Genomic DNA, 17694 nt, shown 5'->3' with positions numbered 1-17694 from the left:
TTCGTATTAACTATTTCTTTTCAAAAAACATGGGAAAACAATTCGATTTTATATCAAATGAACAAAAAGTTTTTATAGAAAAGCAGCATATCTATTTTGTTGCCACAGCTGCCCAAGAAGGACGTGTTAATCTATCTCCTAAAGGAACTGATGCTTTAAGAATTATTGAAAGGAACAAAGTAGTTTGGCTTAATTTAACGGGTAGTGGTAATGAAACTGCGGCACACCTTCCTAAAAATGACAGAATGACTATTATGTTTTGTGCTTTTGAAGGAAAGCCTATGATTTTAAGGCTTTATGGGCATGCCAAAATATTTCACAAAAGAGATCAAGAATATCAAGAATACAAACATCTTTTTCCTGAAAATGTGGGCGCCAGACAAATTATTGAAATGCAAGTAGATTTGGTACAATCTTCATGCGGCTACTCAGTGCCTTTCATGGATTTTAGAGAAGACAGAACACTACTCAATGATTGGGCTGAAAAGCAGGGTCATGACAGAATTGAAGCGTACTGGAAAAACAAAAACACGAAAAGCATTGACGGCTTTGAAACAAATATTTTTGAAAGCAACACTCCAAAATAAATAAGGCTATACCTTTTAGATTATAGCCTTATTTCAAATGTAATGTATCTTGTTAATTTTCTGGAATATGCTTCAAAATTTCTAACACAAACTTCCAATATTTTTGAACTGAAGATATTTGAGCGCGTTCATCAGGTGAGTGTGCTCCTTTTATATTCGGACCAAAACTAATCATATCCATATCGGGATAATGAGTTCCTAAAATACCACACTCTAAACCTGCATGACATGCCGCCACATGCGGTTTTTCTCCATTTAATGTTTCGTACAAATCAGACATTACTTTTAAGATAGCCGAATCCATATTGGGTGTCCACCCTGGGTAATCTCCAGAAAATTCTACTTCACAACCTGTTAACTCAAAAGTTGCACGTAAGGTGTTTGCTAAATCTATCTTAGCACTTTCAACAGAAGAGCGGGTTAAACATTCCACTTGAATAGTACCTCCTTTTACAATAACACGAGCTATATTATTTGATGTTTCAACCAAATCTGGAATATCTGCACTCATTCTGTACACACCATTTAAAGCGGCGTACATAGCGCGTGTAAAACCTTCCTGAACACCAAGATCCATAATCTGCTTTGGGGTTTTACATTTTGAAACCTCAATTTTTAAGTCGGGCTCCATAGTTTTTAGTTCTTTTTTTATGATATTGCCCAACATGGCCATGTCTAATAAAAAAGCATCTTCGTGTACTGCATCTATAGCAACAATGGCTGTACTTTCACGCGGAATAGCATTACGTAAACTACCACCATCAATCTCAGAAATACGTAATCCATAATTTTCAAAACCATCAAATAAAATGCGGTTCATAATTTTGTTAGCATTACCCAAGCCTTCATGTATTTGCATACCAGAATGCCCTCCCTGAAGCCCTTTTACATTGATACAATACCCAACCTTAAACTCAGGTGTCTCTTCTTCATCATATGTTCTTTTGGCCGTAACATCAATACCGCCGGCACAACCAACACCTATTTCATTATCTTCTTCTGTATCTAGATTTAAGAGAATACCTCCAGACAACAAACCTCCTTTGAGTCCCATAGCTCCTGTCATTCCAGTTTCTTCATCAATAGTAAACAAGGCTTCAATAGCAGGATGCGGTATATTTTTACTTTCTAAAACAGCCATAATAGTTGCTACCCCTATACCGTTGTCTGCGCCTAGTGTTGTACCATTAGCACGTACCCAATCACCATCAACATACATTTGAATACCTTGAGCATCAAAATCAAAATGGGTCTCATTATTTTTTTGATGTACCATATCTAAGTGAGATTGCATCACCACGGTAGTTCTATTTTCCATACCTGGTGTTGCTGGCTTTTTAATGATAACATTACCCACCTCATCAACACAGGTTTCAAGTCCCAGATTTTCACCAAATTCTTTCATAAAAGCTATGACCCGTTCTTCTTTTTTTGAAGGGCGTGGTACGGCATTTAAATCGGCAAACTTATTCCAAAGTGCTTGTGGTTCTAACTGTCTTATTTCTTGGCTCATTTTTAGTTGTATTTTTAGATGGCAAAGGTAGCAAAAACGGATAGCTTTTGGCGGCTACTCCTGATTGAAGTGGCATCCTTTTGTTTTTGAGGAACGAATAAAAAAGATATAACGGAAAGCAGGAAGAAACCTTAATAGATTGTCAATACACAAGGGTACAAATTTTTATTATTTTTGACTCATGCTAAAAAAGAAAAAAAACATTGTAGCCTTATCACTTGTATTACAAATTGTTGTAGTCAAATGGCTTTCAAATGACCCCGAATTTATAGAGCAATATTACAGTAATGGTATATATCCGTTAATTTCAAAACTGTTTAGGTTTACCTTAGGTTGGCTCCCCTTTTCATTTGGTGATATCATTTACAGCTGTGCCATAATCTATATAATAAGATGGTTTTACATAAACAGAAAACGCCTAAAATATGATTTAAAAAATTGGCTAATTGATATTGTTGCTGCTCTGGCAATACTTTACGGTGCCTTCCATATACTTTGGGGTTTAAACTACTACCGATTACCGCTTCACAAAAGTTTACATTTAGAAAAAGATTATACCACCGAGCAATTAATTGAAGTAACTAGAAAACTTATAACCGAAGCCAACAACTTACATTTAAGTATTACCAAAAATGACACAATAAAAGTGATTTTACCTTTTACTAAACACGAAATATTGGATTTAATTCCTCATGGCTATGATAATTTACAAACAGCATTCCCACATCTAAAGTACCACCCAAGAAGCATAAAAAAATCATTATTTAGTTATCCTTTAACCTATATGGGATTTAGTGGCTATTTAAACCCTTTCACTAACGAAGCTCAGGTTGATGCCATTATACCTATTTATAAATTTCCCACAACTGCAGCCCATGAGGTGGCTCATCAATTAGGTTATGCTGCTGAAAATGAAGCCAATTTTATTGCTTGCCTATCAAGTATTAATCACGACAACATTTATTTTAAATACACAGGATACACGTTTGGTTTAAGGTTTTGTCTCAATGAAATATACAGACGTGATGAAGATGCTTACAATGAGATAGTACAAACCGTTAATAAGGGTATTTTAAAGAATTATGAAGAAGTCCGTTCGTTTTGGGAAACACATCAAAACCCTACCGAACCTTTTTTTAAGGTTTTTTATAATAACTTCCTCAAAGCCAACAGACAGAGCAAAGGTTTGCAGAGTTACAACTATGTAGTTGCCTTGTTGGTCAATTATTTTGATTCTCAATAAATATTACTAGCCCCCTAAAAAGATAGAATTACCGCTTGCAAAGTCACCATATTTTGATTCATAAGAATTAAAACAAGTGATGATTTACTTGTATTATCCTCTTCCTTTGTTAGCACATATTCTGGAAAGGGAATAACTTAATTATTAGCATTTTTTATACAAAAATGCATTTTGTCGTATTTTTTTGCATTTCATAGATTTTTTGCTTACGTTTGTAGGGTAATTAGTCCCCAGCTAAAATGAACCACTTATGATAAAGGTTATACATCCTTTAAAACATGTATTAATAGGATGGATGCTTTCCACCTGTTTTCTAGGGTTAGCACAAACACCTGTAGTTCAAACTATTGAACAAGAATCGTTTTTATTATGGGAACACAATATCGGTTCTACCTTGGCCACAAATCCTATAGTTAAAGATTTTGGCAAAGGCACAGCACTTGGCATAACCGTAAATGCTACCCCTATTGAAAAAATATGGCAAGTGATTGTTACAGATCCTGTTTCAGCTATTAAGCTATCTATACCAAAAACTATGGTGGCTTCAACAGTTTCTGAGGGCGGCACATATATTATGATAGTAGCAGATGATGACACCTTTACTACCAACGTTACATCGGTTACCATGAAAGAAGTCGATACTAATTTAGAAGTCGATTGCTATTTAGAGGGCACAAAATACATCACATTTGGCTCAGCTCAAGAATTAAATTTAGGATCACGTTCACTACATTTTAATGGTTCTGAAGGCTACATCACTGCCGGAAACGTTAATGATTTAGCTCATACCGACTACACGATAAGCGCTTGGGTAAAACGAGATTCAACAGCACTTGATATTGTTTCTAAAAGAAATGATTTTTTTCATAACGATACCTTTGAAGCTGAAATCTTAAGCCAAGGGTACGCTTTAAAAATAAATCAAGACGGTAAATTTAGTATGACTTGGAAAAACGCTGAAGATACTGCCAATAATGTCTTGAAATCCGAAGTAAGCATCCCCAATCAAGAATGGCATCACGTTGCTGTTAGCTATAATTCTAAAACCAATATGGCAAGTCTTTATGTTGATGGCCTTTTAGAAGATTACAATAATACTTTAAATCCAATCAACGCTTCTTCCCATGCTCCTTTCATCATAGGTGCTACTCCCTATAATGCACTACAGCAGAAAGTAAAAGGTAATATAGACGAGGTGAGAATATGGAATATAGCCTTATCAGCAGACCAGATTCGTTATATAATGAATCAGGAAATCACCAAAGACCAAGTACTTGGCATAGATTATGTTGTTGGTAAAGAGTTACCTTCAATCCTTTCAAAAAATGAAATACAGCAAATTCCTTGGGATAATTTAGTAGGCTATTACCCCATGAGCAACATTATTTTTGGAAGCCTCAAAGATGAATCAAATAACGGTAATGACCTTAGCCTGATAAATTTTGATGGTATTGATTATCAAACAGCACCATTACCATATAAAACCAAGCAAGCAGGAAATTGGGATGATTCCAATACTTGGCAAAATGGTGATGTACAATACCTGCCAGGCACAAACTCATATGCAAACACACATGAAACTATTGATTACAATATTGTTGAAATCAATCATAACCTTATTTTAGAGAATTCAGACCCCAATTTTATTCCTGTAAACAAAAATGACAACCGAACAGTACTCGGACTAAAGATAAATAGCGATGCTACATTAACGCTGAATGGCGACAATGCTTTAAAAACAGGAAACGCCATTACAGTAACGCATTATTTAAAACTAGATGGGAATATTGATCTTGAAGGTGAATCTCAATTAGTTCAAACCGAAGGAAGCTATTTAGATCCAACAAGTAGTGGAACATTACAGCGCGATCAGCAAGGCACCAAAGATGTATATACATACAACTACTGGTCATCACCAGTTGGTTTTAGTAATAGCTCTACTAATAACAATGCCTTTAGGTTATCCAATAACTTAATGAAAAATGGTACCATATCGGCCACACCAAACAACATAACCTTTTCTAGATCTGGATATAATGGCAATATTTCTGGAAACAATATTACCATAGCAGATTATTGGATTTGGAAATACGGCAACAGATTAAGTGATGATTTTTCCTCTTGGCAGCATATAAGAAGTAATGGATTATTACAAGTGGGTGAAGGTTTTACCATGAAAGGGGTTGAAGACACTGGTGGAAATATTTCCCTAACACAAAATTATGTGTTTGAAGGAAAACCCAATAATGGTGATATTTCCATAACCATTAATGCGGGAAGTGATTATTTAGTTGGCAACCCGTACCCATCTGCTTTAGATGCCGATGCATTTATAAAAGACAATATTAGTTTCGTTGATTCAAACGGTGAGGAAAAAGGGGTTAATGTTATAAATGGAGCCTTGTACTTTTGGGATCATTTTGCACCGAACTCACACTACCTCATAGAGTATCAAGGTGGTTATGCTACATACACTCTTATGGGTGGCACCGTAGCCGTAAACAACGATACCAGAATACATATTAACGGCACCTCTGGGACTAAAATTCCTCAACGCTATATCCCTGTAGGACAAGGCTTTTTTGTCTCAGCAAACCCTAATACAAACTTAGTGAGCCAAAGTAGCAACACAATCACTCCTAACACGGTGGTTGGCGGCACACTTCAGTTTAAAAACAGTCAACGTGTTTTTGAAAAAGAAGGCGCTTCATCTATCTTCCTTAAAGCACCGAGCAACTCGAAATCTGCTATCCTAGCTAAAACCGATCGTAGAAAAAAAATAAAACTCATGTTTGATTCCCCACAAGGTTACCACCGACAATTACTTATTGGTGAAGATGAACATGCTACTTATGGTATTGATCTTGGGTATGACGGGTATTTAATAGAAAACAATAAAGAAGATATTTATTGGAACATAGCTGAATCAAAGTTTACTATTCAAGCCATAAACAGCTTTGATACTGAAAAACCACTTCCTTTAGGTTTAAAAATTGATAAAGACGGCTTAACAACCATAAAAATTGACGCTCTAGAAAACATTCCGAATGAACAGGAAATCTTTTTACATGATAAGGAATTAAATACATATCACAATTTAAAAACCAGTGCCTATCAAATATACTTGAACCCCAATACATACTCTAATCGGTTTGAACTCGCTTTTTCAAACACGACCACGTTAGATATTGACGTACAAAAAGAAAAAAATATTCAGATGCATTTTTCAAATGAGAAATCTAGCTTTATTATCCAAAATCCTCACGCTATTCCATTACATGCCTTTGAAGTTTATAATATACTTGGCCAGTCTGTTTTACACGTTACGAATCTGCCAAAAGAAAAATACTTTGAAATAAAATCAAAGTTATTAGCTGCTGGATCATATATTATAAGATTTCAAACGCATGAACAATACTATATAAAAAAAATATTAATCAACTAGAACCAGTTAAGTTTGAGTTAGTCAATTGTCCCCAAATCTACCATGTACTTAACTTTGTAAAAGTCCTGATTGAATCAGGGCTTTTTTTTCTTAACCGATTTAATAAGGTCTAATTTCTAAAAAGAAATCCCTACTTAACAAAACTCCAACCCTTTTAGCTATTTAAAACTATGCACACAGGAAATCAATTCCTCAAGTGATAGTTTAAACTGCTCTCCAGAAATCATATTTTTTAAAGTAAAGGAATTAGAGTTTATTTCTTCCTCACCAACCAAAACCACAAAAGGAATGTTTCTTTTATTAGCATGATTCATTTGCTTTTTCATCTTAGCCGCATCAGGAAACAATTCGGCATGAATACCTGCTTGGCGCAAAGCTTTAATAGCCTTTAATCCAAATAAAGCTTCCTTATCTCCAAAATTAATAAACAATACCTCAACATGTTTACTCACTGTTTCAGGGAATACATTTAACTCTTCCAGAACTAAATAAATCCTATCTAAACCAAAACTGATGCCCACACCGCTAACATCTTTTAAACCAAAAATACCCGTTAAATCATCGTAGCGACCACCACCACCAATAGAACCTATGTTAATACTTTTTGGGGCAGCCACTTCAAATATGGCTCCCGTATAATAATTTAAGCCTCTGGCTAAAGTAACATCCAATTGCAGTGTTGCTGTGGTTAAACCTAACTCTGAAATGGCTTCATTTATGAATGCTAATTCTTCAATCCCTTTTGTGCCTTCTTCGGAAGCAGACAATATAGATTTTAAACTATCAATTTGAGATTCAAACGAACCCGATAATGAAAACAAAGGCTGTAATGCTTGGATACCTGCTTCTGAAATACCTTTTGAGCGCATTTCTTCCTTAACCTTCTCCTCACCTATCTTATCAAGCTTATCAAGTGCTACGGTAAAATCGATAAGTTTATCGCTGGCCCCAATAACTTCAGCTATACCCGAAAGTATTTTTCTATTGTTAATTTTTATCGTTACCCCGTCCAACTGCAAAGCTGAAAACACTGCATCGTACAGTTGAATAAACTCTACCTCCTGCCATAGAGACGTACTTCCAACCACATCGGCATCGCATTGATAAAACTCTCTAAATCGTCCTTTTTGAGGTCTGTCCGCCCGCCATACAGGTTGTATTTGGTAACGCTTAAACGGAAACTCAATCTCATTTTGGTGTTGTACTACATAACGCGCAAAAGGCACCGTTAAATCATAACGTAAAGCTTTTTCAGAAATAGAAGCTGTTAATTTTGTTGAATCTTTTTTATTATAAGCCTCTACATTAGCTTTGGTTAGATAATCTCCTGAATTTAAAATCTTAAAAATCAACCGATCACCTTCATCCCCGTATTTACCCATTAGGGTACTGGAGTTTTCAAAACTTGGTGTTTCTATTGCTTGAAACCCAAACGTTTCAAAAGCCTGACGTATGGTATTAAAAATATAGTTACGTTTTGCTACTTGTTCTGGGTTAAAATCTCTAGTTCCTTTTGGTATACCTGGTTTCTGAGCCATGTTTTTTATTGCTATAGTATGCTTATTTAATAGAAAATTCAGTTTCTGTTACGACGACACATTAAAACGAATAATTAATTGATTAACTTATCAAAATATCTATATAAATCGCCTTTTGTTATAGAAGCCCCCTGTTCTATCATCGTAAATTTATCTAGATTCTTATCTTCTGAATAGTCTTTATCGGCTTGCAAAAACTCTACGTGTTCATCCATAAGGTTTTCTCTTAGCCAATTATAGCCTTCAGATGTGGTGATATCAACCTCATCGTTTTTCACATTCACCACAATGGCATGCATTTTTTCTTCTGAAAGCTTAAACAAATACATATGCTGTGCTGAAAAATGTTCAAGATATTCAGCCTTATTTAAAACACCTTCCCATATTAAATCACTAAAAACATCTAATTCCGTTTCAGCCAATTCTGGTTTATTCTCTTTTAAATTTGCCCATTCATCAGCCGTTATAGATTGTGTTGCCAAAAAATTAATAAATTCTTGGTGTAATTCTTCAAACTGCTCTTTTGTAAGTCTTGAATATTTCATGATATAAAAATAAAATGCGCCCTCAATGAGGAGCGCAAATTTAAGAATATATATGCTATTATTTTAGAAAATATAGCGCAAACCAACTTGAGCTTGCCATCTGGATGCTAAACTGGAATCAAAACCAAAGGTTGTTTTTTGATCTTGATTGAAAGAATAGGTAGGCATACCGTTTTCATCAACGGTTACACCAATGGGCTGTACGTTATTAGGTTGCTGAATCACGCCCCAATTAGAATTAAGCATATTCCCAAAATTCAAAATATCTATACTAAACTGAATGGTGTTTGTTTTGTCTTCTGATACTTTAAAACGGTAATCTTGTAATAATTTAATGTCCCATTTGCCACGCCAAGGTGCCAATGCGCCATAACGCTCAGCGTATTGACCTCTTCTGCCTTTTAAATAATCATCTTGACTAATATAAGTATCAAGCGCCGCAGCATCACCAGCATTGGCAAACTGCATTTGTGTAATATCATCTGAAGTTGGTATATAAATCAAATCATTTAAACCTGAGCCATCACCGTTAATATCGCCTCCGTAGGTATAATTGAACCGTCCGCCTTGAGCATATTCAAAGAAGGTAGACAATGTTGTAGACCATGCATCGTTGCCGTACGTCCACTTTTTACTAGCAACCCCTATAAACCTATGGGTATCGCCATACTTAGAATAGGCTAACACATCATCATTTACATTACCCAAAGCAGGATTAAATGCAAACGCATCACCTGTTATTTCGGCTTCAATAGAATTAACATCTTTTGAATTTAAATAACTGTAAGCTAACATGGCATAAATACCATTGTTAAAGGTTTTTTGAGCCTTTACCGAGGCATTCCAAATTCTACCTTTGTCTGAATTTGTGAACACATAGGCGTTATTAATTATGTCACTTTCAAGATAAATAGGTCTATTATCAACCCCCTGCAATGTTCCTGATGGTTCTAAAAGACCCCAGTTTTGAACATGAGCTCCATTAATATCTTTAGTGTAAGACACGTCTCCTGTTAAAATCAAACCATTTTCAAATCTGTAATCTGCTCCTACATTCGTTCTCCAAACTTGTGGAAACTTATAATCTGGATCTACCATTTGATAGAAAAACACTTCAGGATTTGCCACTTGGTTGCCTAACCATACAAATGGAAAACGTCCTGTAAACAAGCCTGTTCCTCCACGTATTTGCAATGATTTATCGCCTTCAACATCATAGTTAAAACCAACTCTTGGAGATACCAGCCAATCATTATTTGGCATTTTGGTATTATCAAGAAATACCGTTTCTCCTGTATTGGGATTTACATATGGTATATCTGGTGCATAACAACAAGCTCTGTCAATAACATCTTGCGCCTTTTTAGCGGTGTCAAAAAACAGAGGCTTATCAAAACGGAATCCATAGGTTAATTTAAAATTATCGGTAACGTTCCATTCGTCTTGAAGATAAAATGATAATTGGCCTACATTAGTTTCTGCCAATGCCCAGGAATCATTAGCATTATTGGTGTCAAACGTATTTCTAGCACCAGAAATAGCATCAGAAATCAAACCATTACCAATGGCCGTTTGAAAATCGGCAAGTGACGCAAAAGCACCAAAAGCACCAACATACCCACGATCATCACCAAGACCATAAACGCCTAAGTTAAATGAATTATCAAATTCAAACTTCTCAAAAGAAATCCCAACGGTAAATGTATGATCGCCTAGAAAGAAGTTTAAGTTATCTGTAAACTGAAACACCTTTTGATCTAGTTTATTATTGATTGAAAATGGTTCATGCCCCGCAATAATATAATTTGAGCCACCCTGCTGTATGGTTATTGCAGGCGCAGGCGTTGATAACGGATTTCTGAAATCATCAAAATGCGTATATCCTACTTGCAATTTGTTTGAAGCCATTTCAGATAATGTTGAATTTAACTCAACTTGTACAGATTGAATGTTATTATTTATCTCATAGCCTGAATTTTGAAATTGCAATGTTGACGCATTAGGCCCTCTAAAACCCAGCGCTGTAGGATGTGCTGGCTTTTCTTTTGATGCATTCAAAAAGTTATAAATTACGGCCAAGCGGTTATTATCATTAATGTTCCAGTCTAATTTAAAAATCCCTTTAGTAGAATTAGACGCATAAGTAAACCCTTCAAAAGCTCCCGTATTATAACCTAATCCCGCAAGCGCCTCTTTTACATCAATTAAATCTTGAACGGCAACTCTTGATTCATTAATAGCTCCAGTATTTCTATTGGGTACCCATCCATTTGTTCCTAAATCATCGCGTTCATCCTTTTCAAAATTGGCAAAAAAGAACAGTTTGTTTTTAACAATTGGCCCTCCAATAGACACGCCATATTGTGACTGATTTAAATCTGGACGTGTCACTTTATCGCCTTTAATTTTTTTACCTGTCATAGATTCATCTCTATAAAACCCATACAAAGTACCGTGAAATTCGTTTGTACCACTTTTAGTAACCGCATTAACCGAGGCTCCTGTAAAACCAGATTGTGTAACATCATAAGGAGCCAGTGCCACTTGAATTTGATCAATAGCATCTAAAGATATAGGCTGGGCATCAGTTTGTCCTCCAGGGGTTGCCGCATCTAAGCCAAACGGATTATTAAAAATGGCGCCATCTAATGAAAAGTTATTAAACTGATCATTTCTACCTCCAAATGAATTACCATTAGCGGTAGGCTCTAACCGGGTAAAGTCTGCCGCCGATCGAGAAATGGTTGGTAGTCTGGTTAATTCCCGTCGCCCCACACTTGTTTCTGCTCCCGTTCTATCGCTTCCAAACGTACCTGAGGTACTAGAGCCCTGAATCACCACTGCATCCAGTTGTTGACTGTCTTCTGACAAAACGGCATCAATATTCTGAGTTTTACCCAAGGTTAAATACACATCGTTAAACACTTGTTCTTTATACCCTACGTAGCTAATGGTTACGGTATATGGCCCTCCAATGCGTAAATTTAAAAGGTTGTATCGGCCATCAAAATTAGTGGCCGCTCCATAGCGCGTTCCTGTTGGTGTATGAATAGCTAAAACGTTAGCGCCTGGCAAGGGTTCTGAGGCATCATCAAGAATTAATCCTTTAATGTTTGAGGTGGTGACCTGCGAAAAAGCCAAAATCCCAAAAAACATAAGAAAAATGGAAAAGTAGTTTTTTTTCATTTGAATAAATTGTTAAGGTTGTGTTGGTTTATATGTACTTACTATGCATGCATAACAAGAATTCAAACAAAAATAGGACAAAAAAAAACCACTCGAAAGAGTGGTTTCATTTTATTTAAAGCTTTTATTAACTTATTGTTAATTAACTAGCTTGTGCAATAACTTCAAACTCTAAATCAACAGATACTTCTCTGTGTAAACGAATTACAGCAGTATACTTACCTAAACGCTTAACCGTAGTAAGTGTAATGAATTTTTTATCTATTGCTTGTCCTTCTTTTTCTAAGGCTTCTGCTAAGTCAATATTGTTTACAGATCCAAATAACTTGTCTCCTGCTCCAACTTTAGCCGCAATTTTAATTTCTAAAGCTCTTAAGGCTTCAGCTACTTTCTTAGCATCATCAACTATTTTCTTTTCTTTAAAAGCTCTTTGCTTTAAATTTTCAGCTAAAACTTTCTTAGCTGATACTGTAGCTAATATTGCTTTTCCTGAAGGAATTAAAAAGTTTCTACCATAACCGTTCTTAACTGTTACAACATCGTCTTTAAATCCTAAATTATCAACGTCTTGTTTTAATATAAGTTCCATTGTTATGTGTATTTTATTTTAATAAATCAGCTACATATGGCATCAAAGCTAAGTGACGCGCTCTTTTTACAGCTACAGACACTTTTCTTTGATACTTTAATGACGTTCCTGTTAAACGTCTTGGTAAAATTTTACCTTGCTCGTTTACAAATTTTAATAAGAAATCCGGATCTTTATAATCTACATATTTAATACCAGATTTTTTGAAACGACAATACTTCTTTTGCTTATTTGTTTCAATATTAAGCGGCGTTAAATATCGAATTTCGCCGTCTTTTTTTCCTTTTGATTGTTGTTCTATTGATGACATAATTAAGCTTTTTGTTTAAGTTTTTCTCTTCTTCTTTCTGCCCAAGAAATTGCGTGTTTATCTAACTTCACAGTTAAGTAACGCATAAAACGCTCATCACGTCTAAACTCAATCTCTAAAGCATCAATAACTTCTCCAGCAACTTGATACTCAAACAAGTGATAAAATCCGCTTTTCTTGTTTTGAATAGGGTAAGCTAATTTTTTAAGCCCCCAATCTTCTTTTGATACCATCTTAGCGCCGTTAGAAACAAGAAAATCTTCGTATTTCTTTACTGTTTCCTTTATCTGATCTTCAGATAAAACGGGATTTAAGATGAAAACAGTTTCATAATGATTCATAAAAATCGTTTTTATTGTTAAAAATTGGGTGCAAAAATAAATAATTTCTGTATATTACACAATATTCTTCCCTTATATTTGTAACAATAATTATAACACTAAAACAATGTTAAAATTATGTTAAAATAAGCAGTTTACCGATGTTTTTTGGTTTTTAGCCGAATTTTTCGTACTATTGTCGATATCTTAACCGAAATAATATAAATGTTATGACTTTAAACTGTGTAGTAGTAGACGATTCAGCAATACAACGTCTCTCTATTGTTAAGTTAGTAGAGAATCACCCATCTCTTAACTTAATTGCAGAGTACAGTAGTGCTTTAGAAACTAAAAATGGTTTAAATACGCATCAAGTTGATTTAATTTTTCTGGATATTGAAATGCCAGTGTTAAACGGATTTGAACTTCTTGACGTATTAAACAACAAACCTCAAATTATCTTTGTAACCGGTAAAACAGAATACGCTTTTAAAGCTTTCAACTATGACGCTACCGATTATTTGCACAAACCCATTACAAGAGAACGCTTTAACACCTCTGTTGACAAAGCCCTAGAACAGCACAGATTGACTCAGGACTTTAAAGAAGAAGATGGCGAACATATCTTTGTAAAAAGCAACTTGAAAAAACGTAAGGTCTACATTAAAGACATTAAGTGGATTGAAGCTTTAGGCGACTATGTTAAATTAGTAACTGAAGAAAACAGCCTTGTGGTATTATCTACCATGAAAGCGTTTGAAGCAGAGCTACCTGAAGGTAAGTTCTTGAGAATCCATAAATCTTATATTGTTAATCTAGATAAAATTGACAGATTTAACAGTAAAAATGTTGAAGTTGGTGCTTACGAAATTCCTTTAAGTAGAAATAAGAAGACGCAACTGGTTGATGCTTTAAACAACATTTAGAACACACCAACTAAATTAAAAGTTATCGACATTTAAAATTACATTAACCGACCGAAAATCTTTTATACTTAAGAAGCTGTTGTTTATTTTAATGATAGCTTCTTTTGTTTTTGCTAAAGACTGTTTTTTAGGAATTTTAATCAAGATGTTTTTGTGAAATTGATTTCTAATTCTTGCTATTGGAGGCGCTTCAGGTCCTAAAACATAGTCACCAAACACCTGCCTTAAAGATTTTGCATACCATATAGAAGCCGTATCAACCCTATTAAAATCCTTATGTTTTAAAGTAAGTTTTATTTGCTTATAAACTGGTGGATATTTAAAATTATACCTGTCATTCATTTGCTCTGAAAACATATCGATATAATTATTAGTTGATACTTGCTGTAGAATATTATGGTGCGGGTTATAGGTTTGAATTAATACCTTGCCCCGTTCTGCGGTTCGCCCTGCCCTTCCTGAAACTTGTAACATCAATTGAAAACTACGTTCATGCGCCCTAAAATCAGGAAAGTTAAGCATCGTATCAGCATTCATAATACCAACTAATTTTACACGCCTAAAATCCAAGCCTTTAGTCAGCATTTGAGTACCCACCAAAATATCTATTTCTTGCTGTTCAAGTGCCGTAATAATTTTTTCATAACCGTATTTACCTCTAGTAGTATCTAAATCCATCCGGGCCGCCTTATATTCAGGAAACAATTGTTTCACCTCAGCCTCTATCTGTTCGGTACCAAATCCTTTTGTGTCTAATTCTGGACTTCCGCAGGCCTCACATGTTTTATGCATTACAGTGGTATAACCACAATAATGGCAGCGCAACTGATTTCTGTATTGATGATATGTTAAACTCACATCACAATTTGGGCACTGGGGGGCATGGCCACAGGTAAAACACTCTACAATTGGAGAAAACCCACGACGATTTTGAAACAAAATAACTTGATATCCCTGGCCCAATGCTTCTGTCATTTCCTCAATGAGTCTATCGCTAAAATGCCCCGTCATACGCTTTCTTTTCAGCTTGTCTTTTATATCAACTAACTCAATGTCTGGCATTAATACATTATTATACCTATACATTAATTCAACTAAACCGTATTTATTCTGCTTAGCATTAAAATAACTTTCTAGGCTAGGTGTAGCCGATCCCAAAAGCGTTTTAGCCCCATGAATATGCGCCAAAACCACCGCAGTATCTCTGGCATGGTAACGCGGAGCTGGATCAAATTGTTTAAAGGATTGCTCATGCTCCTCATCTATAACGATTAAACCTAAATTATTAAAAGGTAAAAACACCGAGGAACGAGCGCCTAAAACAATTTGCGCTTTTTGCTGATTGTTCAAAACATTATTCCAAACCTCAACACGCTCATGCGATGAATATTTTGAGTGAAACACAGACACTTTTTCACCAAAATAATTTTGCAACCGTTTTATTAATTGTGTGGTTAATGCTATTTCTGGTAACAAATACAAAACTTGTTTACCTTGTTTTAAAGTGTCTTCTATAAGCTTAACGTAGACCTCTGTTTTTCCTGATGACGTTACTCCATGCAGTAAAACAACACGGTGCATTTTAAATGACGCCTCTATTTCAGCAAGGGCTTGATTTTGATGCTCATTTAACATCTTTGACAATTCGGTCTCTTTTCCCGAATATTCAACTCTATCTGTTTGAATATGATACTCTTCTAAAATCCCTTTATCAATTAACGTCTTAATAATAGCACTAGAAGCACCACTCTCAGCAGTTAGGTCAGACACCTTGATAGGTTTCTTTGTTTTAGCAGAAAGCGAAAATAAAGTTAAGATTACCTCGCGCTGCTTTGGTGCTCTACTTAAATCATCTAACAAAGTATGTAAGGCTGTTTCTGAAGTAAATTCGGAATGAAGCTTTACATATCTAACCAACTTAGGTATGTATTTTTCATAAACTTCTTCTTCAACAAAAACCACTTCCTTTTCAATAAGTCGTTTTATAACAGGCAAAACCCCTTGTTTATTTAGAATACCAGATATATCTTGAATCTTCAGCGAGGACTGATGATGAAGCGCTTCATAAACCAAAAACTCATCGTCCTTTAAATCAGATTCGTCAATGGTTTTTGCACCTTTTATCACAACGGTTTCACTTTCTAATATAAAAGCATTGGGTAATGCTGCACGCATTACATCTCCCAAGGTACACATGTAATAACTAGCTATCCATTGCCAAAGTTGCAATTGCACTTGTGTAATTACGGGTTTTTCATCTAAAATCTGTTCAATATCCTTGGCCTCATACCCTACTGGTGCTTTATCATGGATAGCATAAACAAGACCTGTGTAAATTTTAGATTTTCCAAAGGGTACAGACACCCGCATACCTTGTTTTAAAAACTTAGCTTCAGCTGACGTTACCCCATAAGTAAACAACTTTTGGAGTGGTATTGGAATGATAACATCTATATAGTAAGACAAATTTTTAATCGATTTTTAGTCTTTTATTTTTCCTTTTAATAGCTCTCTTCTTTTTTTTAGATTATTTAATGAAGCATTGAGTTCATACCCTAATAAAAGCACATTAGCATTTAACCACAAATAAAACAAAAGAATCAACAATGCTCCTATTGAGCCGTATAACTTATTATACTGACTAAAATTTTCAATATAAACACCAAAAAAATAAGAGGTTAACATAATTAGCAAAGTAGTAAACAACGCGCCAACTGAAAAAAACTTGGAATGCCTACCCTCTCTAGTACCAAAATAATACAATGTAGCAGTTGCCAAATAAATCATCATTACAAAAAAGATATACTGAACTATATTGGTCCACAACACCCCACTAGAATCTAAATTATACCCTCGGTGCTCAAAAGCGTGCAATACTTCTTGTACAACATAAATTTGAAAATACCCTAAAACAGTTATAGTTATTATAAGTAAAAAGGCTAAAATCAACGCTATTCCTAATGCAAAAAAATACTGTTTGTATACGCTTCTTGTAAGCTGTTCATGATAAGAGTTTTCAAATCCGGAAAAAATAGCATTTACGCCATTTGCCATAAGGAGAATAGACAAGATAAAAACCGACGACAAAAGTCCGCCTCTTTGAGAATTTTCAATATTTTCAAAAATATTGTCAAAAAAGAAATCGGAGGTACTTGGTGGTAAAAATGATTCCAGAAAAACTAAAAACTCATCTTTAAATCCTTCAATAGGCAAATAAGGAATAAGGATGATTACAAATAATAAAAAAGGAAAAATAGCTGTAAAAAAACTGAAAGCAATGGCACTAGCTCTGGTGGTTAGCGCTCCTTTAACAATACCAGTTATATAAAGTTCTAATAAATCATAAAAAGACAACCCTTCAAGCCCTAGCAATTTAAGCTGTTTCAAGAAACGCACTATAACATTAATCACAGGGATTTTGTCTAGTTTGTCTTCAATGGGTTTGGTCATTAATACATTTGCTTTTAAATCTATAGCAAAGTTATTAAAATA

General features: G+C 34.9%; 13 protein-coding genes. 4 read left to right on the top strand and 9 right to left on the bottom strand.

What is annotated here, in order from left to right:
* Positions 1–29 precede the first annotated feature (29 nt).
* Positions 30–587, top strand: a complete 558-nt coding sequence (locus KFZ70_RS10700; protein ID WP_139695324.1) for a pyridoxamine 5'-phosphate oxidase family protein — start codon at positions 30–32, stop codon at positions 585–587.
* Between the two features lie 52 nt (positions 588–639).
* Here KFZ70_RS10700 and KFZ70_RS10695 read toward each other — a convergent pair whose 3' ends face one another.
* A complete protein-coding gene (locus KFZ70_RS10695) occupies positions 640–2100 on the bottom strand; it encodes an aminoacyl-histidine dipeptidase (protein ID WP_139695325.1) in 1461 nt (486 codons plus the stop codon).
* Between the two features lie 181 nt (positions 2101–2281).
* Between KFZ70_RS10695 and KFZ70_RS10690 the strand changes: the two genes are divergently transcribed.
* On the top strand, positions 2282–3343 hold the full coding sequence (locus KFZ70_RS10690) for a DUF3810 domain-containing protein (protein WP_139695326.1): 1062 nt from the start codon (positions 2282–2284) through the stop codon (positions 3341–3343).
* A gap of 250 nt (positions 3344–3593) precedes the next feature.
* Positions 3594–6788, top strand: a complete 3195-nt coding sequence (locus KFZ70_RS10685) for a LamG-like jellyroll fold domain-containing protein (protein WP_139695327.1) — start codon at positions 3594–3596, stop codon at positions 6786–6788.
* A 158-nt stretch (positions 6789–6946) separates the two neighbouring features.
* Here the strand turns inward: KFZ70_RS10685 and hisS are convergent, their stop codons facing one another.
* The 6 genes from hisS to rpsF form a co-directional block, all read right to left on the bottom strand.
* Complete coding sequence (gene hisS / locus KFZ70_RS10680) at positions 6947–8326, bottom strand: histidine--tRNA ligase (protein ID WP_139695328.1); 1380 nt, start codon at positions 8324–8326, stop codon at positions 6947–6949.
* 74 nt (positions 8327–8400) lie between these two features.
* Positions 8401–8871 carry a DUF6495 family protein gene (locus KFZ70_RS10675; protein WP_139695329.1) on the bottom strand — a complete coding sequence of 157 codons (471 nt, stop codon included), beginning with the start codon at positions 8869–8871 and terminating at the stop codon, positions 8401–8403.
* A gap of 63 nt (positions 8872–8934) precedes the next feature.
* A complete protein-coding gene (locus KFZ70_RS10670; protein ID WP_139695330.1) occupies positions 8935–12057 on the bottom strand; it encodes a carboxypeptidase regulatory-like domain-containing protein in 3123 nt (1040 codons plus the stop codon).
* 142 nt (positions 12058–12199) lie between these two features.
* The gene (rplI, locus tag KFZ70_RS10665) at positions 12200–12646 is read right to left on the bottom strand and encodes a 50S ribosomal protein L9 (RefSeq protein WP_139695331.1); all 447 of its coding nucleotides are present in this window, start codon (positions 12644–12646) and stop codon (positions 12200–12202) included.
* A 13-nt stretch (positions 12647–12659) separates the two neighbouring features.
* Positions 12660–12956: a 30S ribosomal protein S18 gene (rpsR, locus tag KFZ70_RS10660; protein WP_139695332.1), complete on the bottom strand. Its 297-nt coding sequence runs from the start codon at positions 12954–12956 to the stop codon at positions 12660–12662.
* 2 nt (positions 12957–12958) lie between these two features.
* Positions 12959–13297, bottom strand: coding sequence for a 30S ribosomal protein S6 (gene rpsF, locus KFZ70_RS10655; protein ID WP_139695333.1), 339 nt, complete (start codon positions 13295–13297; stop codon positions 12959–12961).
* 209 nt (positions 13298–13506) lie between these two features.
* Here rpsF and KFZ70_RS10650 point away from each other — a divergent pair, with 209 nt between their 5' ends.
* Positions 13507–14202, top strand: a complete 696-nt coding sequence (locus KFZ70_RS10650; protein ID WP_136480689.1) for a LytTR family DNA-binding domain-containing protein — start codon at positions 13507–13509, stop codon at positions 14200–14202.
* A gap of 15 nt (positions 14203–14217) precedes the next feature.
* Here KFZ70_RS10650 and priA read toward each other — a convergent pair whose 3' ends face one another.
* Complete coding sequence (gene priA / locus KFZ70_RS10645) at positions 14218–16668, bottom strand: primosomal protein N' (protein ID WP_139695334.1); 2451 nt, start codon at positions 16666–16668, stop codon at positions 14218–14220.
* A gap of 15 nt (positions 16669–16683) precedes the next feature.
* Positions 16684–17652 carry a YihY/virulence factor BrkB family protein gene (locus KFZ70_RS10640; protein ID WP_139695335.1) on the bottom strand — a complete coding sequence of 323 codons (969 nt, stop codon included), beginning with the start codon at positions 17650–17652 and terminating at the stop codon, positions 16684–16686.
* Between the last annotated feature and the right edge of the window lie 42 nt (positions 17653–17694).

The organism is Allotamlana fucoidanivorans, assembly GCF_045788535.1.
Taxonomy (GTDB): domain Bacteria; phylum Bacteroidota; class Bacteroidia; order Flavobacteriales; family Flavobacteriaceae; genus Allotamlana; species Allotamlana fucoidanivorans.
Note: the sequence above shows the minus strand (reverse complement) of the source record. Positions and strands in the feature narration are given on the sequence as shown.